Origin of the sequence: Agrobacterium sp. RC10-4-1 (genome assembly GCF_014138475.1) — a bacterium.
Classification (GTDB): domain Bacteria; phylum Pseudomonadota; class Alphaproteobacteria; order Rhizobiales; family Rhizobiaceae; genus Agrobacterium; species Agrobacterium pusense.
The window spans coordinates 23,770-42,796 of the sequence record NZ_JACJIT010000002.1; the positions used below are offsets into that span (position 1 = coordinate 23,770).

Below are 19,027 nucleotides of genomic sequence, written 5' to 3' on the forward strand. Positions count from 1 at the left end.
AGAGCCAGCCAGCCTTTTCAGGCAGACGAGTTAGCGGCTGCGGGCGTTCCGAAGCTGGGCGAGGGTTGCCAGCGTATTGCCGCTGATGGACGTTTTGCCATTGCCGAACAAGTCGAGACGGGGATCGGAAGGTGAATTGTTCATTTCATACCTCAGCAAAAAGCGGTCAATCAGCTTGTCGATCTTGCCGGCGTCCTGCAGGTCCCTCATCTTCAGTTTCTTTTCGATCATCTTTGCCTGCATCTCGACCTTGGAATTCGCGGTTTCCGCGGGAATTCCAAGGGCGGTGCGGGTGAATTCCGAAAGCGCATTGTCAGCCAGTATGTCGTAGGCATTGGAAATGCCGCCGGCCATCCGCTTGAAATAGAGAGCAAGACGAAAACCGGCGTTTTCTTCTCCCGCCCTTTCCTCCAGCGTCTGCCGAACGTATTTGTCACGCGTTTCCATCAGGCCGCGGTTGTTCTGGACATGCTGGCTGGCTGTCGCGCGAATATTCCCCTTGGTGTCGAAGTTGAAGGAACCGGCAAGCGCGCGAAAGCGGGGATCCTTTTCGGTGTTGGCGAAGCTTTTCGGGTCCTTGAGGTCGGATTTGAATATCTTTTTCAGATAATCGGTGCTGACCGATTTGGGGTCGATGCGTTCGGCAACAAGCATGAAATCCACCAGACGGCGATCGGCAAGCAACTGATCAACGGTTTCCAACGTCTCCATCTGCTGGCGGTAATAGGCGGCCTCCGTCTTTGCCTTTTCCTTTATCTTGTCTTTGCTGTTTTTCTGGCGATAGGCGGCGAGTTCCTCATCCTGCTTGCCTGTTGTCTCCCTGCTCTTCGAGGCCGTGTTCCATCGGGTCATTTCGAGAACGTAGTTCCGGGAGATACGGGTAATCTCGTTTTCGGCCTGGGCCAGCCGTGGCGAGCCAATCCTGCCTTCGGCATCAAAATTATAGGCTTTCGCCAGTCGAACGAATCTTTCGTCTTTGAGGCTGCGGACATAACTTTTCGGGTCCGACAGGTCACTGGTGAAGACCTTCTTCAACTTGAACGTGGAAACCTCTTCGGGGCTGATGTTGAATGCCTTCAGCGCGAAATTGCGAATGGTAACGGCTGCCGGTGCAGCGGAGAGGAAGTCCTCCAGGTTTTTCGTCAGGCCGATATAGCGTTTGTAGTCCTTGATCGTCTTTTGGTCCGCCGCCTCCTGTGCGTCGTCGTAGCGGCTAAAATAAAGTGTCATCATCGTACTGAGCTGGGCGGCGGTCTGGATCGTCTTTCCGGCAGCGATCTTGCCTTCCCCGTCGAAATTGAACGCTCTCGCAAGATCGATGAAGCCTTTGTCCTTCTCGGTGTGAAGCGCGCTTTGCGGATCGTCGGGATTTTCGCGAAGCGCCCACTGGATTTTCTTGTCGGTATCGGTGTCGTCCCTGAGGTTGAAGGCGACGATCAACATCGTTCTAAGACGGGAATTGGATATGAGTTGTCCGGCATCGATAATCTCGTCCATCTTTTGCGCGAAGAAGTCGCGATTGAGAACTGCGCCGGTCTGCGTCAGGCGAGGATACGATAAAACATAGGTTTCGTTGATCAGCCGCTTCTGGGTTGCCGTCTGCGCTTTCGTGCCGTCATCCACGAAACCGTCATCGCGGAAATTAAACGCTGCCGCCATTTCGAAGAGCTTGTGTGCATTGGCGATGCGCTTGTTGTACTGGCCGAGCAGATAATCGATTTTGGCCAGCGACGCCTTATCGGCGGAGGGGACTTTTGCGCGTTCGATGCGCAGATCGGCGGTCTTTGCCTGCCATTCCTCGACCAGAGGTTTGTAGGTTCTGTTGACGTAACTGTCGGCGCTGCTGATATCGCTGGTCAGAACATCCCGCAGATGTTTGTAGTTGAAGGCTTCGGCGTCGATGCCGAAGGATTTGAAAACATAGTCCCGCAACCGCGTGTTTTTGAAGATGTCATCCACATGGCCGACCGTGTCGATGACGATGTTGTAATACCGCGTTTCCTCCTTCAGTTCGTCGTCTCGTTGTTTGTGTGCATCGTGATAGGCGGCAACCAGTCGGTCCTGCTGGGTTTGCGTTTGAACCGTTTTTTCCGATTTGATAGTGCCGAAATCAAACGCCGCCGCAAAGTCGCGGTAGCGGGTGTCCTTCAGCTTGTTGGCGAAACTGTTCGGGTCGTTGAGATTGCTTTCCAGCACCTTCTTCATGAAGGCGGCGGCGTAGGTCATCTCGCCGAGGCCATAGGCCTTAATGGCGTAGGAATATAGCCTGTGGTCCTTCAGAAACTCATAGAGATTTTTGATCTTGCCAATATTGTCGGCGTAATATTTGGCGTCGCGCGATACGATCGGATCGTTTGCGACGCGTTTCAGTGACGATGCCAGGTCGCGATTATAGAGGGTGTAAGTTGTATATGCGGGCAGCACCCCAAGCCTCCGGACAATATTCAATTGTGAAAACTGTCAATATTGTCTCGGATATAACTTGCGTGTGGCTGTATTTATTTAATTTATACTTCATATAATTCTTTAGTGTTTAATTTATAAAATATTGATTCATTTAGTTCTTTTGTTCGTAGCGGTGTCGGTACAATACATCGTCGCTGGAAGTGGTAGAAAAATCGGCGGTTTATCCAAAGCAGGGGAACAGGAGCGCGCGCCCGGATCGGGGCGCAACGACATGTCGAAATCTCCGCGGGGACAGTCCTGCGCGTTGGGTTATCCATCGCGTGCTTGGCCGCAAGGCAGGAGCGGCTGCGTTATGGATTGCTGCGGGAAACCGGCGCAATGGCGGCCATTTGCTGCAATGCCCGCTCGTTCGTGCGCTTTGCCCGTGCAAGCGCATCGTCTCGATCCTCCGGCAGCGTGTAGGTCATATAGGAGAGGGAGGTTTCGAGATCGTTGTTGTTATGCCCGAGAATGGCGGCGAAATAGCTGTTCTTGGTCACGTGGGGAGGTGCGAAATTATGATAGGCCACCTCCGCATAGAGATGCCGAAGACCATAGGGCTTGGGAAGCTCCTCCTTCGGCCAGAGATCTTCGAACAGGTTAAAAACCGTGTCCCTGAGCAGCAGGCGCGTCTCCGATGAAAAATCATCGATCGACATGCCGTGCCACAATTTTCCCTGCCCGCTTTCGCGCAGGCGCTTGTAGGCGGCAAGAATGGTTTCCGAGCGGGCAAGCACCGGGATCTCATAGGTCACACCGTACTTCGTTCCCTCGCCCTGTTTTGTCTTGGCCTGGCCGTTGAACAGGACGCTCCATTTGGAAATGCCCTTGCCATAGGGAGCAGGCGAAAATTCCGCCTGGGTAAAGACTTCGTAGGGTCGGCGTCCGGTCATGCCGATCAGGCCGATGCCGATCATCAGGGGATCGGCTGACAGGAGTTTGTCGGCACAGATCTTCAGAACCTGGCGGTAATTCTCGAAGGTGATCAGCGCGCCGTGCTTTCTGGCGATCTTCTCCATCTTCACCCGTCGCGCATCGTCATACATCGCAGCGTCGCCGGTGGCGATTTTCAGCATCGGGTGATCGTCGCCAAACGCCTCGCGGATGGCGTTGCGATATTTGGTGATGTAGGAGATGATCGTTGTCTGGGCTCTGCCCTTCATGGTGCTGATTTCAGCATTCCACAGGGTCTGCATCTCTTCTTTCGTGCCCATGCCGTTCATCGCAGAAATGAAATCCGCGATGCGCAGAAGAACGGTGGGTTTGCGGCCGGCTGTATTAAATTCCGCGCGTTCGATTTTCTCGACGATCGAGGTTGCTACGCCCGTTTTCGGATAGTTGGCACGTTCGATGTAGGTTTTCAGCCGCTCGCGCAGTTTTTTCATGTTGCAAATGGCAAGCGGCGTGCTCTTGGGACCGAATTCGGCCTTCAAGGCGTTACGGTACTTCATGATGTAAAGTTCGAGAGTCTTTTCGGTGCGCCCATTGTCGAAATGGTAGCGGACCTCGGCGTCCCACAGATCGCGGATCTTTCTGTTGCGCGAGGCGTCGTCGTTTTTCATCGCCTCTTTGACCTGTGCGACAAAGTGGTCGATGCGTTCCACCAGGACCGGCGTTTTTGTTTTTCGTTTTGAGGAAAGCATGCGGCGGCTCCCTGAACCGGTCCGGATATATAAATCGATGGTTTGCGATCAACAGCAGCAGGGTTGCAGAAATAGATCAACATCCACTGCAGTCCGGTTCTTTTGAATAATAGTTTAGGCGATTCCGCAAGCGCGATGCGGAAAAGCGTCGGCGGTCCATTCGCCGCCAAGGATTGTCGAGGGCTCCTGTCGTAGCCCGGGTCAAGGTGGTGAGTGAGACGCCGTTATTTCGACAGCCGGGTCTTCAGCGACGTCACGATACGCTTGGCCAACCCTTCATAATCCTCGTCAAAGTGGTGGCCGCCCTCGATGCCGACCGCCTCCACGCCCTTGGCTTTCAGGCCGGGGCAGGGGTCTTCGTCTTCTTCTTCCGTGCCATATATGCATTGCACCAGCTTCGGATCGATCTTCGCGATGTCATCGACCGTTTTGCCGCCCTTGCCTTCGCCGGCCACGCCAAGCCAGCCTTCGACGGAAATTTCGAAATCCACTTCGGTGGAAAGACCCATCAGGGTCAGCTGCACGACATGCGATTTGTCGCGGTCGGGCAGCAGATTATAGGTGGCGGGGATAATATCGGCACCGAAGGAATAGCCGATCAACACCACATTGCGGACTTTCCATTCCTTGCGATAGGTATCGATGATGCGGCCGAGATCGCTTGCGACCTCCTGTGGTTTCTTTTCCTTCCAGAAATAGCGGAGTGAATCGACGCCGATGACGGGTATGCCTTCCTTCTGGAAGGCGCCGCCCACTTCTTCGTCAAGATCGCGCCAGCCGCCGTCGCCGGAATAGATCACCGCCATGGTGTCCATGACAGGGCTGGTTTCCAGAACCTTGATCGGCAGGCCGAGCGGACTGTCGGTGTCGCCTGCGGCGTCGACCTGGTCGGAGAGGGTCTGGGTCAGAACCTCGTCCGCCTTGTCATCCACATCCGTCACGTCGATATCGGGATGCAGCTTCACGAGCGCGTTGACGTGGTCGCGGCCCTTCTGATCCGCAGCAGAGGTGAACAGCACGCTGACGGGGGCAGGAAGGGGACCGTCGGTCAGACCATAAACGGTTTCGCCATCCACTTTATCTTTGGTGGCGGGGGTACAGAGGATCTTCTCGAGAGGCAGGCCGGCCTTGGGGTCCACGGCGATGGCCTCCCGCACGGTGGAGACAGGGCTCTGCGCAATCATCGCCAGCGCCAGCGTTCCGCCCTTGCCGATGCCGGAAAGGATGGGCTGGCGATAGCTGCTGGTGCCGGCGGTGCGCTGGATCTGCTGCGAGAGTGACTCGATGTCCGAGATCATATAGATGCACTCGTCATCGTCGGCCTCGAGCGCCTTCAGATATTCCTTGAAGTCGATGCCGACCACGGCGGCGCCCTTTTCCACCAGCGCCTTGGCGCGGGTCTCATCGGCCGCCGACCATCCGTCCGCATCGGAAATCAGGAAGACGCTGGCGAGGATGTCGCCATCAGGCACCATGATGTGCCCGGTGGGGATCATGCCGGTTTCGTATGCGGGCTTGTCCTCAGCAAAAACGGCGCCAGAAACGAACAAGGGGGATGCAAACAGGGCGGAGGCGGCCAGAACTGCTTTGAGCATGCTGAATCTTCTCATTTTCCGATCACTCCTCTGACACCGCCGCTGATCAGAACCGTCGCATCCATCAGCGCCAGAGCGGCATCTGCACCGTTCTGTACGGCGAGGTAACGCGGTTCCCATTTCGGGTGGAACTTGGCCTTGAAGGCGCGAAGCCCCTTGAAGTTGTAGAATCGTTCACCGTGTTCGAACAGTGTGCTGCCGATCCGGTCCCAGACGGGCGCCGCGTCGCGTTTAGACATGCCGGACATGGGCGCCATGCCGAGATTGAAGCTCTCGTAACCGGCCTCGCGCAGATATTGCATGATGCTGACGAAGAGAAAGTCCATCGAGCCGCGCGGCGCATCCGGGGAAAAGCGCATGAGATCGACGGTGGCTTCCTTTTTCGTATCCGTCACCATCAGATTGGCGAAGGCGGTGATCTTTCCATCCTTGCGCAGCACGGCAACGGGTTGCGACAGAATGTAGTCCGGCTCGAAAGCACCGAGCGAAAAGCGTTTTTCGCGGGTGTTATGGTGGGCGAGCCAGCCGTCGGAAACCTGTTTCAGCTCTTCCAGAACATCCTGCACCTGGGTCTTTTCGATGACCTCGAAGGTCAGCCCGTCGCGCGCGCCGCGGCTCAGCGACTGGCGAAGATTGGCAAGCTTGCCACCTTTGAGTTCGAATGCGGTGAGATCGACCAGGGCCAGTTCGCCCAGCTTGAAGGCGCGCAGACCCGCATCGGCGCAATGGGACAGCAGGAAGGGCGAAATCTGATAGAAGGCGGCACGTGCGCCAGCGGCACGGGCTCCTTCGACGAATTGCCACACGAGGTCAGGGAAATCATCTTCATCGCCGACCGGATCGGCAAACGCGATCCATGAGCGGCCCTGAATGCCGTACATGATGAAGGCATTGCCGCTTTCGGAAAACATCACGTGCTTGTCGCCCATGCGCACCAGATTGGCATCGGCCGCATCCTGCTTCATGACAATGTCTGTAGCACTTGCGATATCTTCGGCCTTGATGGCATCCGGGCGGAAGGCTACCGGCCTCATGAGGCTGAAGATGGCGATGGTGGAGGAGGCAAGCACGAGGCCTAAAAGGGCGCGCAGTCCGCGTGGCGCTTCCTCGGAGAATTCGAACTGCCACCAGAGCGTATGGCTGTAATCGGTATCGCGATAGACGAAGAGAAGGATGGTGGCCGCGCCGGCGACGATGACGGCCATGGCCGCGAGCCAGCTTGGCCCGAGCGCCTGTTTGACCAGAGAAGCGTGACGGTTGAAGCTGCGCATGTTGGCGGCGAGCGCGACGATGAACAAGCCGAGAAAGATCGCTTCGAAAACCGCGATCGCCTTGAGAAGCGAGAGAATGAGCGCCAGAGATGCCGCAACGAGGGCGATCCACCATGCGCCATCCAGTCTCTGCCCCAAGCCGCGGGAGGCGACGACGAGGCCAAGGCCGAGAATGCTGGTCAGAAAGTGAGCGGCCTCGATGATAGGCAACGGGACGAAGTTCGAGAGGAAATCCAGGTTGCTGCCCGGCGTCGGTGTCACGCTCGAGAAAATCAGCATGGTGCCGAGAATGATCGCGAATGTGGAGAGCAGCGGTGGCGCCAGCCGCACGGCAAGCTGGCTGATATCGGATACAACGGGCTTTGCCGCAAACTGCTTCATTTCCGAAACGATCATCACCAGAATGGCGACCACCAGCGGCAGCACGTGGTAAATGACGCGATAGAGAACGAGGCTTCCGAGCAGCTGATCAACGCTGATCGCATTGCCGAGACCGGCAACCATCACGGTTTCGAAGACCCCGAGGCCGGCGGGCACGTGGCTGAGAACGCCAAGCCCCACGGCCGTGGCATAGATCGCGAAGAAGGTCGGCCAGCCGAGATGCGTTTCCGGCAAGAGCACGTAAAGAACGGAAGCCGAAGCGGCGATGTCGAATGCAGACACCAGGAACTGCCGCGAAGACGTACGGCTGTCTGGAAGGCGCAGCCGCCATTTGCCGAGGCGTATCGCCCTGCCATTGCGCCCGATATAGGCCGTGGCCACGAGAATGGCGATGACGGCGAGCGCCGCGCCTCTCAGCACGAGCGGGTCGAAACCGATGATTGCGGCGATGCGGGGCGCGACGATGAAGGTTGAAAGCGCGCTCACCGACAAAAGCCCAAGGCCGAACGACAGCGTGACGAAGGCGATGACCCGTGCGATGTCTCCCGGGGAAAGCCCCAGCCGGGAATAGGCGCGGAAGCGGATGGCGCCGCCGCTCAGCGGCCCGAAGCCAGCGGTGTTGCCGATGGCATAGGCCGCGAAGGCCGTGACCGCCATTGACGGAAACCGCACTTTCTTGCCGACATATTCGATGGCATTGGCATCATAAAAAATCAGTGACAGGAAGCTCAGCGCGGTAAAGACGATAGCAAGAAGAACCGAGGAAAAAGACGTGTCGAGAAGGGCCGCAATCACATCGTCGTATCTTACTTCCGAGGTGAGACGATAAATTGCAAACGTCATCATCACGAAGATGAGCGTTATGGCCGCGGCCGTCAGGTAGGCACGGTTCCTGGCAAAAAAGCTTTCAACCGCGGAGTCGGCAATATCGGTCTCTGTAATTTCGCTCTTGTCTGCCATTTATCTTTTCCAGCGCCGTCCCGTCGGTTGGCGAACCACAGGATTGTGTCGCTAATTCGTTTCAGTTGCGGAAATTTGCTTAGCAGAAATGCGTGACGTGTCGATGTGAAGTTTGGACAGGTTTCCGGATGATTTTGCCAATTATATTCCGATGAATGCAACCACGAAATGTGCGATTTCCGAGTTTGATGAAAACGCGACGAAATTGATCGCGCCGGTTGCTTGGTGGCGGCATTTGATGCAACTACACGCTCCTTTGGATTGAAGGAGATACCAATGAACACGCCCACAAGAATAGTCGTTTCACTCGTCGTCGCGCTCGTGGCGGGCGCCGGATACATGGCGGTGGACAAGATGCGCGGTGCCGAATGGGTCGTTTCGCCGCAGCAGATTGCCGAGGCTAAGGCAAAGGGCCAGATGGGTTATGAATCGCAGCCGGGAACCGTAACCGTGCTGCCGATCCGCAGCGAGACGGCGGACGTGCTGCCGATGAAATGGGCCATGATCGGGCTGGTGGCCGGGCTTCTGACCTTCCGTGCGACCGGCAGGAAAAAAGCGGCAAAGGCCTGAAGGCCCGCCGCTTTCTGTCTCCGGCGCTTTGCGCCGGGGATGAAACTTTATTTTTGGCTCACGCGCCCCAGGTCTTTTCCAGCACCCGAATCCAGTTGCCGTGGCAGATTTTGGCAAGCGCCACGTCGTCATAACCGCTCTTGCGCATCGCTTCGACCAGCAATTGCAGATCGGCCGCATCCTTCATGGCGGCGGGTATGGTGGTGCCGTCGAAATCCGAACCGAGCGCCACGTGATCGATGCCGATGCGGTTCACGATGTAGTCCACATGGCGAACGAGTTCGTTGAGATCGGTATCCGGGTTCTTCACGCCGTCCTGACGCAGGAACAAGACACCAAAGTTGATGCCAGCGAGGCCACCCGTATCGCGGATGGCGTCCAGCTGACGATCCGTCAAGTTGCGGCTGTGGTTACAGATTGCGTAAGCGTTGGAGTGTGATGCCACCAGCGGTGCATCCGATATCCTGGCGATGTCCCAGAAACCCTGTTCGTTCATATGCGACAGGTCGACCAAGATCTTCAGTTCGTTGCAGGTCTTTATCAGCCGCTTGCCGGCATCCGTCAGGCCCGGGCCGATATCCGGTGTTGAGGGGAAACGGAAGGGAACGCCGTAGGCGAAGATGTTCGGGCGGCTCCAGACCGGTCCGAGTGTGCGCAGGCCCGCCTCGTGAAGAACGTGGAGGGCATCGAGATCAGCACCGATCGCTTCTGCGCCTTCGATATGGAAGACGGAGGCGAAGGCGCCCTCGGCCATGGCCTTGCGGATATCGGCGGCCGTGCGGCAGACCTTCAGCGCGCCCTTTGACTGCTTCTCGGCCCGGAACAAAAGGCCCGCCATGGCAAGCGTCGCCTTCAGCGCATCCGCCTCGGTGGGCGTCGGGTAGTCGCCGTTGGCGTCCTTATCCATGCTGGGCGAAGGTACATAGACGGCGCAGAGGCCACCGGCGAGGCCGCCTTTTTTTGCACGAGGCAGATCGATATGGCCGACGGTATCGCCTTCGATCAGAAGTGTTTCGGGAGAAGCGTTGCCCGATCGCCATAACCGCAAAAGCACATCATTGTGGCCGTCGAAGACGGGTACGGTTTTTTGATCAGTCATGGTCTCACCTTCGGAAATGGGATTGCGCGGACGCGCCTGCGGACAAGTTTTCGGAATTGGTAGAGGAAAGGTCAAGGCGGGAGCAAATGCAATCCGTGCATAGGCTCTGCCAAATTTGGAATTGGTCGGGCCTCGTTTGCTCGTGGTAATCGCGGGAAAACATAAAAAAAACGACTGGATTGGGGCAAACCCACCATTTTCCGAAAAATAAGGTCCGAAAGGGGATTTTCGATGATTTCAAGACGCAACCTGTTGATTGCCGGCGCCGCCGTTCCGTTCCTGTCCTATGCGCGCATCCCGGCCTTCGCCGCCACGCCGAAGGATATTCTGGTCGTTGCGCAGCAGCTGGACAACATGACGAGCCTTGACCCACATGAAGGTTTCGAGGCTGTCGGCGGTGAAATCATCTCCAACATGTATCAGAAGCTGGTGCGCGCCAACCGCGAGGATTCCACCAAGGTCGATCCCGTCATCGCCAAGTCGTGGGAAGCCGATGCGGACAGCAAGGTCTTCACCTTCACCATCGGCGACGACGCGACCTTCTCGAGCGGCGCCAAGGTCACGGCGGAAGACGTTGCCTTCTCGCTGCAGCGCGCCATCAAGATGAACAAGAGCCCGGCCTTCATCATAAGCCAGTTCGGCTTTGCGCCTGACAATGTCGAGACGACCATTGTTGCCGCCGACGAGAAGACGGTGAAGCTGACGACGGCGAGGCCGACCGCCATCTCCTTCCTGCTTTATTGCCTCTCGGCCAATATTGGCGCGATCGTCGAAAAGAAGGTGGTTCTTGCCAATGCTTCCGGTGAAGACCTCGGCAATGGCTGGCTGCAGAAGAACAGCGCCGGTTCCGGCGATTTCGTGCTGCAGGCCTGGAAACCAAGCGAAAGCGTCGCGCTCAACGTCAACCCGAACGGTCCCTACAAGGGCAACATCAAGCGTATCATCCTGCGCCACGTCACCGATCCGTCTTCCCAGCTGCTGATGCTGCAGAAGGGCGATATCGACATTGCCCGTGACCTGACCTCGGAGCAGCTGCGTACCGTCAAGGACGACGCCAATATCGAGCTGGAGCGCAAGTCCATCGCTTCGCTGGTGCTGATCTCGCTCAACCAGGGCAATGAGAACCTTGCGAAGCCGCAGGTCTGGCAAGCGATCAAGTGGGCGCTGGACTACAAGGGCATGCAGGAAAACATCGTGCCGCTGACGCACGAAATCCACCAGAGCTTCGAGCCGAAGGGCTTCCCCGGCGCCGTCAACGACATTCCGTTCCAGCGCGATGTCGAAAAGGCCAAGGCACTGATGGCCGAAGCCGGCCTTGCCGATGGTTTCGAAATCAGCATGGACCATTATTCCGCCCAGCCTTATCCGGATCTGGCGCAGGCCATCCAGGCAAACCTTGCCGATATCGGCATCAAGGTACGCCTGCAATCGGCCGAGAACCGCCAGGTTCTGACCAAGATGCGCGCCCGCGAACACCAGATGGCGCTGTCGGCCTGGGGCACGGATTATTTCGATCCGCATTCCAACGCCGATGTCTTCAACATCAACAAGGACAATGGCGACGACGCCAAGTCGAAGCCCTTCCTGTGGCGTTCGCGCTTCAAGAACGACGACTTTGCCGCCAAGGCGGAAGCCGCGCGTGACGAGAAGGATCCTGCAAAGCGCGTGGAGCTTTATGAAGCCCTGCAGCGCGAACACATGGAAAACAGCCCCTTCGTGTTCATGTTCCAGACCACCAAGACGGCAGCCTTCCGCAAGGGCGTTTCCGGTTTCGAACTCGGCGTTCTCTCTGAGGGCAATTCCTACCACGATGCGAAGAAAGCGTGACATTGAACAAGCGCGTTAAAAGCATATCGTCGATACTGAGCAGCGTCCTCCTGACGCTGTTCGGTTTGATGATCATCACCTTCATGATCGGGCGCGTCATGCCCGTCGATCCCGTCATCGCGGCGGTCGGCGACAATGCGCCCGAAGACGTCATCGTGCGGGTCCGGGCCGAAATGGGTCTCGACCAGCCGCTGGTCGTGCAGTTTTTCCATTATGTCACGCAGGTTCTGCATGGCGATTTCGGCAATTCGATCCTGACCCGCAATCCGGTCTGGATCGATATCAAGCGCGTTTTCCCCGCCACCTTCGAACTTGCCACCGCAGCGCTCATTCTTGCCGCGCTGATCGGCATTCCGCTTGGTGTCTGGGCCGCCGTCAAGCAGGGCAAGCTGACGGATCAGGTCATCCGCGTCGTCTGCCTTGCCGGCCACTCGGTGCCTGTTTTCATGCTGGCGCTGATTTCGCTGCTCGTCTTTTACGCCACGCTTGGCGTCGCACCGGGGCCGGGGCGTCAGGACATCATCTATGACGGCATGATCACGCAGGTTACCGGCCTGATGACCGTCGACACGCTGCTTGCGGGCGACTGGGACGCCTTTTACGACGCCATCGCCCATATGGTGCAGCCCGTCTGCATTCTCGCCTATTTCAGCATGGCCTATATCACCCGCATGACGCGCGCCTTCATGATCGACGCGCTGAAGGGCGAATATGTCATCACCGCCCGCGCCAAGGGGCTTTCTGCCATGACCGTGATCTGGGGACACGCCTTCCCGACGGTCGCCGTGCAGCTCGTCACGGTTCTCGCGCTCACCTATGCCGGCCTTCTCGAAGGCGCCGTGGTGACGGAAACCGTCTTCAGCTGGCCGGGCCTTGGTCAATATCTCACCGTCTCGCTCATGAACGCGGACATGAACCCCGTCGTCGGAGCCACCCTGTTGATCGGCTTCATCTATGTCGCCCTCAACCTGCTCGCAGACGTGCTTTACAGAGTTATGGATCCTCGCGTTCGATGATGTTAGCTAATTTCAGAAACTGGGCGCTGGATGAAACGCCGCATTCGCGAACACAGGCTGCCTGGGGCAACCGGTATCGCATCTGGCTCAACCTCAAGTCCAATCCGCTGGCGGTGGTCGGTCTAACGATCATCGTCCTCTTCATCGCGCTGTCGCTGCTGGCGCCGCTGCTCGCTCCCTACGATCCGGCGACGCAGAACCTCGGCAACCGCCTGGCGTTCCCGAGCGCCGAGCACTGGTTCGGCACGGATGAGCTTGGTCGCGACATTCTCTCGCGTATTCTCTACGGTGGTCGCGTCACGCTTGGCATGGTCATTGCCGTCGTCGTTCTCGTCGCCCCCATCGGTCTCGCCATCGGCTGCATCGCCGGTTATTTCGGCGGCATCGTCGATACGGTGCTGATGCGCGTGACGGACGTGTTTCTAGCGTTTCCGCGGCTCATCCTTGCGCTGGCCTTTGTCGCGGCGCTGAAACCGGGCGTCGAAAGCGCCATTCTCGCCATCGCGCTCACCGCCTGGCCGCCTTATGCGCGTCTGGCGCGCGCTGAAACCATGACGGTTCGCGGCAGCGACTTCGTCGCGGCCTATCGCCTGACGGGTGCTTCCGCCTGGCGCATCATCGCCCGGCATATCGCGCCGCTCTGCGTGCCGAGCCTTATCGTTCGCATCACGCTCGACATGAGCTCCATCATCATCACCGCCGCCAGCCTCGGCTTCCTCGGCATGGGCGCGCAGCCGCCTTCGCCGGAATGGGGCGCGATGATTGCGACAGCCAAGCGCTTCATCTTCGAACAATGGTGGGTCGCCACCATTCCCGGTATCGCCATCTTCCTCGTTTCGCTCGCCTTCAACTTCCTCGGCGATGGCCTGCGCGACGTTCTCGACCCGAAGGGACATTGAGCCATGCTGGTCGAAATCGAAAATCTGAAGATCGCCTTCCAGACCCGCACCAGCCGTTTCGAGGCGGTGCGTGGTGTCTCCATGAAACTCGGAACCGAAAAACTCGGCATCGTCGGCGAATCCGGTTCCGGCAAGAGCCTGACGGCGCGGGCGCTGATGAAGCTCCTGCCCTCCAATGCCGATATCCGCGCCGACAAGCTCGCCTTCGATGGCATCGACGTGCTGTCCGCCAGCGAAAGGCAGATGCGCCAGATCCGCGGCAAGCGGGCCGGCTTCATCCTGCAGGACCCGAAATATTCGCTGAACCCGGTGAAGACTATTGGTGCGCAGGTAGCCGAAGCATGGCGCACCCACAAGGGCGGCAGCAAGCGAGCCGCCATGGAAGCGGCAATCGCGCTGCTCGATCAGGTGAAAATCCGCAATCCGCGTCAGGTCGCCTCGTCCTATGCGCATGAGGTTTCAGGCGGTATGGGCCAGCGCGTGATGATCGCCATGATGCTTGCCCCCGATCCGGAGCTGCTGATTGCCGACGAACCGACCAGCGCGCTCGACGCCACGGTGCAGGCGGAAATCCTGCGGCTGATTGAGGAGCTGGTGTCGGAGCGGGGCATGGGTCTTATCCTCATCAGCCATGACCTGCCGCTCGTTTCTCATTTCTGCGATCGTGTTGCGGTGATGTATTCCGGCCGGGTGATGGAGGAGCTGAAGGCTTCCGAGCTTCTGAAAGCCCAGCATCCTTATACGCAGGGACTTTTGAACTGCATTCCCTCGCTGACGCATCCGCGCGAGCGTCTTCCCGTTCTCAACCGTGATGCAGCGTGGTCCAGCCAATGATCGACGTCGATAATCTCCGTATCAAGTTCGGCGACCGCGAAGTGGTGAAGGGCGTCTCCTTTTCGGTGGAAAAGGGCGGCAGCTTCGGCATCGTCGGTGAAAGCGGCTCGGGCAAGTCCACCATCCTGCGCGCCATGGCCGGCCTCAATGAAAGCTGGGAAGGGCGTATCGCCTTTGCCGGCAAGGATGCCCCCCTGCGTCGCACACCGGAATTCTTCCGGCAGGTGCAGATGGTGTTTCAGGACCCCTACGGGTCGCTGCATCCGCGCCAGACCATCGACCGTATCCTCAGCGAACTGCCGCTGGTGCACGGCATGGACAATATCGAAAAGCGCATCCAGCAGGCTTTGTCGGACGTCGCCCTGCCGCAGGCGGTGCGTTTCCGGTTCCCGCACCAGCTTTCCGGCGGCCAGCGCCAGCGCGTGGCGATTGCCCGCGCCTTGATCGCCGATCCGCAGGTGCTGCTGCTTGATGAGCCGACTTCAGCGCTCGATGTGTCGGTGCAGGCGGAAATCCTGAACCTGTTGCAGGACCTGCGCGCAGCGCGCAACCTTACCTATATTCTCGTCAGCCACAATCTGGCAGTCATTGCGCATCTTTGCCCGCAGGTGGGCGTGATGTTGAATGGGGAGATGGTGGAGCAGCTGAGCGCGGGTGATCTGCGCGAGGGACGTACGAAACATCCGCATACGGAAGAGCTGCGTAGCCTGAGCATCCGGCTGGAAGAGCCGGCCTGAGTCCACGCGACCATGGATCGAGCGGGTGCCGCTCGCTTCTTCTCCCCGCCGGGGAGAAGTCCGCGGCAGCGGGATGAGGGGGCCAGCTCTCCGAATATCGCTGGCGTCGCCCCCCCTCATCCAGCCCTTCGGGCCACCTTCTCCCCGGCGGGGAGAAGAAACAAGCGGCGGTGCCGAGGCTTTTCTGTAAAGACGACGAGATAAGAGACCAAACCATGCCACAGCAACTCGACTGGAACGCCGCGTCAGCCCTTTCAGAGACCTTCGTCTCGCAGTGGACAGGCAACGAGCCGGGCGGGGCGGTCATCGGTTTTGATCTCGATGGTATCCGTTTTACCCATGCCGGCGGTGTCGAGAGCCTCTCGACCTCTGCGCCCTTCACGCCGCAGAGCGTGGTGCGGTATGCCTCCGTCACGAAACACGTTTTCTGCGCCATGGTGCTGGCCAATGCAGATCTGATCGGGCTCGACGATCCGCTCGGCAAACATCTGCCGGAGCTGCAATCGCCGCTGCGCGATGTCACGGTCGGGCAGGCGCTGGACATGAGCGGCGGCCTGCCGGATACGCGCGAGTGTCTCTCCTTGCTTGGGCTTTCCGTCTATACCGAAACGAAGGCCGGACCGCTTCTCGAATACCTGTCCCGGCTGACCCGGCTGAATTTCGATGCCGGCAGCGAGGTGTCCTATTCCAATACCGGTTACCGTCTGGTGGAAGCGGCGCTGGAGCGCCGGGGTTTCCGTTTCGACGATTTCGTGCAGACGCAGATTGCCGCGCCGTTCGACGTGTTTCTGAAAGCGCCTGACGTCTGGAACGATCCGGTCAACGGCCTGGTGCCGGGTTACTGGAAGTCTGAAGAGAACTGGCAGCTTTCTGCTGCCGGACTGCATATCTCCGCATCCGGCAGCCTTGCAGGCAGTGCCGACGCGCTGGCTCGCTGGCTGCAGGGGCTGATGCGGGGCGAGGGCAGCTTTGCGGGTGTTCTCGACAGGCTTTCGGCTGAGCGGCCGCTCGCCGACGGGCGGATGAGCGAATATGGCCTCGGTCTGCGCTGGTCGCATTTGGGCGGCCGCCGGTTTGTCGGCCACGGCGGTTCTCATCCCGGCTACAAAACTTACTTCCTGCTCGATCCCGAAAACGGCACGGGATTCGTCGTGGTGTCCAATCGCGAAGATACCAACGGTTTCAAGATCGCGCTTGAAAGCATGGCGGCTTTGACCGGCCTGCCTTTGCCCAAGCCGGCCGCCAACCTGCCGGAAGGCCTCTATGTCACCGAAAGCGGTCCGTGGTGGCTGGAGATCAAGGGCAGCACATCCACCTTCATCGATGGCGATGACACGCTCTATGAAGATGTCGATGGCTGGGTTTCTTCCCGCTCCGCATCGTCGCCCATGCGTCTGAGGCTTGAGGGCGATGCAATCGTCGGCGAGGCCGGCCACGCGACGCGCCGTTTCCTACCGGTCGGGGAGCATACGGTGCCGGATGATCTGTCGGGGTCGTGGCGTTCGGATGAGGGCGCTGAATTTTCGATCAACGGCTCCTCACTGACGATGGGCATCGGCCCCGTCCGCCGCAGCATGCCCTTGAAGGCGCTCGGCAATGGTCGTTTCCTCTTCACGCTGATTGATGGGCCATGGACGAAGCGTGTCTGCCTCAATCGTCTGGGGGACGACCGGATCGAGCTGGTTTGCAGCCGGGCGCGGATGATTGAATATTCACGGAGCCGCTAACGACTGAGACCCACCCCGTCGCGCGCCACATGCTCGGACCTGTCCAGAGGATGTGTAAGCCGAGGGATGACGAGAATGGGGCTCGGGCTATTTCCTCAACAGCCTGAAACCTCCTAACGGGTTTCAATCAGCTCCTATTCCTCCTAATAAAGAGCCGTGTTCCCGGCAGGCCGGGATGGCATCTTTGTGGGAGAACAGACCCTTGGAAGTCAAATGGCTCGAGGATTTCCTGGCATTGGCCGGAACGCTGAATTTTTCGAAGGCGGCGGATGAGCGGCATGTGACGCAATCGGCTTTCAGCCGGCGCATCAAGCAGCTGGAAGCCTGGGTGGGCGCGACGCTGGTCGATCGGGCATCCTATCCTTCCCGGCTGACAGAGGCGGGGGCGAAATTCGTGCCTGTCGCCCAGGAAACGCTGAAACAGCTTTACCACGCACGGCGCACGCTTCTTCAGGAGGAGGGGGCGGATGCCAGGACGGTGCGGCTGACGGCGCTGCATACTTTATCCTTCACCTTCTTTCCGGATTGGCTGAAACGGGTGAACGAGAAGGCCGGGCCGCTGTTTTCGGTTCTGCGGCCCGATTCCGGCAGCATGGAGGAAAACCTCAACTCACTGGTGGACGGGCAAAGCGATTTCCTTCTGACCTATGCCCATCCCGAAGTGCCGATGTTGCTCGATGCGCAGCTTTTCGAATTCCGCGTGCTGGGCGCCGAGAACATCATCCCGGTATCCGCGCCTGCGAATGATGGCTCGCCGCTGCATGCGCTGGTTGAAAATGCGCGAAAACCCTTTGCTTATCTGGATTATGAAAAGGCCTCTTTCTTCGGGCCTTTGCTTCGCGATCTCCTGAGCGCGCGGCTGCCGCAATTCGAGCGGGTGCATGAGGGCAGCATGTCGGTGGGGCTGAAGGCCATGGCGATGGCCGGCTGGGGTGTGGCCTGGGTACCGGAAAGCCTGATGCGGCACGAGCTTGATAGCGGCGCTCTGGTGCGGGCCGCAGACCCGACCTACGATATCGCGGTCGATATCAGGCTCTATCGCTCCAAGGAGAACCGCCGGCCCGTTGTCGAGCGCATCTGGGCGGTTCTCGAAGACTAGAGCATTCCGGCCGCGGTTCTCCGACTGGAATGTGATAAACAAAACGCGTTCGATCAGATCGCCGTGCGGCGTGCGTTTTCGAGGTAGAGCGCGCGCAGGCGGCTTACCATCGGTCCAGGCTTTCCGTTGCCTACCGGCTTGCCGTCGATCTTCGTGACCGAAACCACGAAGTTGGAGGCGCTGGTCAGGCAGGCTTCATCGGCATTCAGCGCCTCTTCCAGCGTGAAGGGGCGTTCCTCCAGCGTGAAGCCTGCTTCCTTTGCCAGTTGCAGGGCGGCGAGGCGGGTGCAGCCGGGCAGGGTCTTGTTGCTGTTGCCGCGGGTGATGATCTTCTTATCGGCGGTGACGATATAGGCGGTGGAGGACGCGCCTTCAGTGACGAAACCGTTCTCGATCATCCACGCCTCGTCACAGCCTTCGGCCTTCGCGATGCGCTTTGCCATGACCTGCGGAAGCAGGCAGACGGTCTTGATGTCGCGGCGTTCCCAGCGCTGGTCGGGAACCGACTTGACGGCGATCCCGACCTCTTCGACCGGAGTGCCGATCAGCTTCTTCGCCTGGGTGAACATGACCAGCGTCGGCTTCAGATCGGCAGAGAACAGGAAGTTGCGATCTTCCGCACCACGCGTCAGCTGCAGATAGATCATGCCTTCGACGAGATTGTTGTCGGCGATCAGGCGACGTTCGGCCTCGACGATCTCGCCGGTCGTGACCGGCAGGGCGACATCGATCTCGCGGGCGCTGCGTTCCAGCCGGGCCATATGCAGGTCGCTGTCGATCAATTTGCCTTCCAGAACGGAGGTGACCTCGTAGATGCCGTCGCCAAACAGGAATCCTCGGTCGAAGATGGAAAGGCGGGCGTCCGCTTCGGGCAGGAACTCGCCGTTGACGTAAACGATGCGACCGGATGGGCTAGTCATGAAA

General features: G+C 58.8%; 14 protein-coding genes. 8 read left to right on the plus strand and 6 right to left on the minus strand.

Features of this window, described 5'->3' with window-relative positions; genetic code table 11:
* Positions 1 to 30: 30 nt before the first annotated feature.
* The 4 genes from FHW77_RS04475 to mprF all read right to left on the minus strand — a co-directional run bounded on the left by FHW77_RS04475 (position 31) and on the right by mprF (position 8,295).
* On the minus strand, positions 31 to 2,424 hold the full coding sequence (locus FHW77_RS04475; protein WP_004443534.1) for a DUF1217 domain-containing protein: 2,394 nt from the start codon (positions 2,422 to 2,424) through the stop codon (positions 31 to 33).
* Between the two features lie 332 nt (positions 2,425 to 2,756).
* Positions 2,757 to 4,088 (minus strand): telomere resolvase TelA, encoded by a 1,332-nt coding sequence (gene telA, locus FHW77_RS04480; protein WP_182590356.1) that lies wholly within the window; start codon positions 4,086 to 4,088, stop codon positions 2,757 to 2,759.
* Between the two features lie 224 nt (positions 4,089 to 4,312).
* Complete coding sequence (locus FHW77_RS04485) at positions 4,313 to 5,683, minus strand: virulence factor (protein WP_034498668.1); 1,371 nt, start codon at positions 5,681 to 5,683, stop codon at positions 4,313 to 4,315.
* An 11-nt stretch (positions 5,684 to 5,694) separates the two neighbouring features.
* Positions 5,695 to 8,295 (minus strand): bifunctional lysylphosphatidylglycerol flippase/synthetase MprF, encoded by a 2,601-nt coding sequence (gene mprF / locus FHW77_RS04490; protein WP_004443529.1) that lies wholly within the window; start codon positions 8,293 to 8,295, stop codon positions 5,695 to 5,697.
* Between the two features lie 276 nt (positions 8,296 to 8,571).
* On the opposite strand from mprF, the gene FHW77_RS04495 reads away from it, so the two are divergent.
* Positions 8,572 to 8,865, plus strand: coding sequence for a hypothetical protein (locus FHW77_RS04495; RefSeq protein ID WP_004443527.1), 294 nt, complete (start codon positions 8,572 to 8,574; stop codon positions 8,863 to 8,865).
* A 58-nt stretch (positions 8,866 to 8,923) separates the two neighbouring features.
* On the opposite strand, the gene FHW77_RS04500 is transcribed toward FHW77_RS04495, so the two are convergent.
* A complete protein-coding gene (locus FHW77_RS04500; RefSeq protein WP_004443525.1) occupies positions 8,924 to 9,964 on the minus strand; it encodes a dipeptidase in 1,041 nt (346 codons plus the stop codon).
* A gap of 231 nt (positions 9,965 to 10,195) precedes the next feature.
* Between FHW77_RS04500 and FHW77_RS04505 the strand changes: the two genes are divergently transcribed.
* From FHW77_RS04505 to FHW77_RS04535, 7 genes are all read left to right on the plus strand, one after another.
* Positions 10,196 to 11,791, plus strand: a complete 1,596-nt coding sequence (locus FHW77_RS04505) for an ABC transporter substrate-binding protein (RefSeq protein ID WP_004443523.1) — start codon at positions 10,196 to 10,198, stop codon at positions 11,789 to 11,791.
* A gap of 2 nt (positions 11,792 to 11,793) precedes the next feature.
* Complete coding sequence (locus FHW77_RS04510; RefSeq protein WP_034498671.1) at positions 11,794 to 12,807, plus strand: ABC transporter permease; 1,014 nt, start codon at positions 11,794 to 11,796, stop codon at positions 12,805 to 12,807.
* On the plus strand, positions 12,804 to 13,706 hold the full coding sequence (gene nikC / locus FHW77_RS04515; RefSeq protein WP_004443520.1) for a nickel transporter permease: 903 nt from the start codon (positions 12,804 to 12,806) through the stop codon (positions 13,704 to 13,706). Before FHW77_RS04510 ends, nikC begins: the two co-directional genes overlap by 4 nt.
* Positions 13,707 to 13,709: 3 nt before the next feature.
* On the plus strand, positions 13,710 to 14,540 hold the full coding sequence (locus FHW77_RS04520; protein WP_004443518.1) for an ABC transporter ATP-binding protein: 831 nt from the start codon (positions 13,710 to 13,712) through the stop codon (positions 14,538 to 14,540).
* Positions 14,537 to 15,277, plus strand: coding sequence for an ABC transporter ATP-binding protein (locus FHW77_RS04525; RefSeq protein ID WP_004443516.1), 741 nt, complete (start codon positions 14,537 to 14,539; stop codon positions 15,275 to 15,277). Before FHW77_RS04520 ends, FHW77_RS04525 begins: the two co-directional genes overlap by 4 nt.
* 215 nt (positions 15,278 to 15,492) lie before the next feature.
* Positions 15,493 to 17,004: a serine hydrolase domain-containing protein gene (locus tag FHW77_RS04530; protein WP_004443514.1), complete on the plus strand. Its 1,512-nt coding sequence runs from the start codon at positions 15,493 to 15,495 to the stop codon at positions 17,002 to 17,004.
* Between the two features lie 202 nt (positions 17,005 to 17,206).
* The gene (locus FHW77_RS04535) at positions 17,207 to 18,103 is read left to right on the plus strand and encodes a LysR substrate-binding domain-containing protein (protein WP_004443513.1); all 897 of its coding nucleotides are present in this window, start codon (positions 17,207 to 17,209) and stop codon (positions 18,101 to 18,103) included.
* A gap of 53 nt (positions 18,104 to 18,156) precedes the next feature.
* Here the strand turns inward: FHW77_RS04535 and FHW77_RS04540 are convergent, their stop codons facing one another.
* Complete coding sequence (locus FHW77_RS04540) at positions 18,157 to 19,023, minus strand: D-amino-acid transaminase (RefSeq protein ID WP_004443511.1); 867 nt, start codon at positions 19,021 to 19,023, stop codon at positions 18,157 to 18,159.
* Positions 19,024 to 19,027: the final 4 nt, after the last annotated feature.

Excerpts from the sequence above, each read along its gene's own strand:
- nikC (WP_004443520.1), top strand. The coding sequence starts at position 12,804 with ATGATGTTAGCTAATTTCAGAAACTGGGCGCTGGATGAAACGCCGCAT.
- FHW77_RS04505 (WP_004443523.1), top strand. The coding sequence starts at position 10,196 with ATGATTTCAAGACGCAACCTGTTGATTGCCGGCGCCGCCGTTCCGTTC.
- FHW77_RS04500 (WP_004443525.1), bottom strand. The coding sequence starts at position 9,964 with ATGACTGATCAAAAAACCGTACCCGTCTTCGACGGCCACAATGATGTG.
- telA (WP_182590356.1), bottom strand. The coding sequence starts at position 4,088 with ATGCTTTCCTCAAAACGAAAAACAAAAACGCCGGTCCTGGTGGAACGC.
- mprF (WP_004443529.1), bottom strand. The coding sequence starts at position 8,295 with ATGGCAGACAAGAGCGAAATTACAGAGACCGATATTGCCGACTCCGCG.
- FHW77_RS04520 (WP_004443518.1), top strand. The coding sequence starts at position 13,710 with ATGCTGGTCGAAATCGAAAATCTGAAGATCGCCTTCCAGACCCGCACC.
- FHW77_RS04525 (WP_004443516.1), top strand. The coding sequence starts at position 14,537 with ATGATCGACGTCGATAATCTCCGTATCAAGTTCGGCGACCGCGAAGTG.
- FHW77_RS04485 (WP_034498668.1), bottom strand. The coding sequence starts at position 5,683 with ATGCTCAAAGCAGTTCTGGCCGCCTCCGCCCTGTTTGCATCCCCCTTG.
- FHW77_RS04530 (WP_004443514.1), top strand. The coding sequence starts at position 15,493 with ATGCCACAGCAACTCGACTGGAACGCCGCGTCAGCCCTTTCAGAGACC.
- FHW77_RS04495 (WP_004443527.1), top strand. The coding sequence starts at position 8,572 with ATGAACACGCCCACAAGAATAGTCGTTTCACTCGTCGTCGCGCTCGTG.
- FHW77_RS04540 (WP_004443511.1), bottom strand. The coding sequence starts at position 19,023 with ATGACTAGCCCATCCGGTCGCATCGTTTACGTCAACGGCGAGTTCCTG.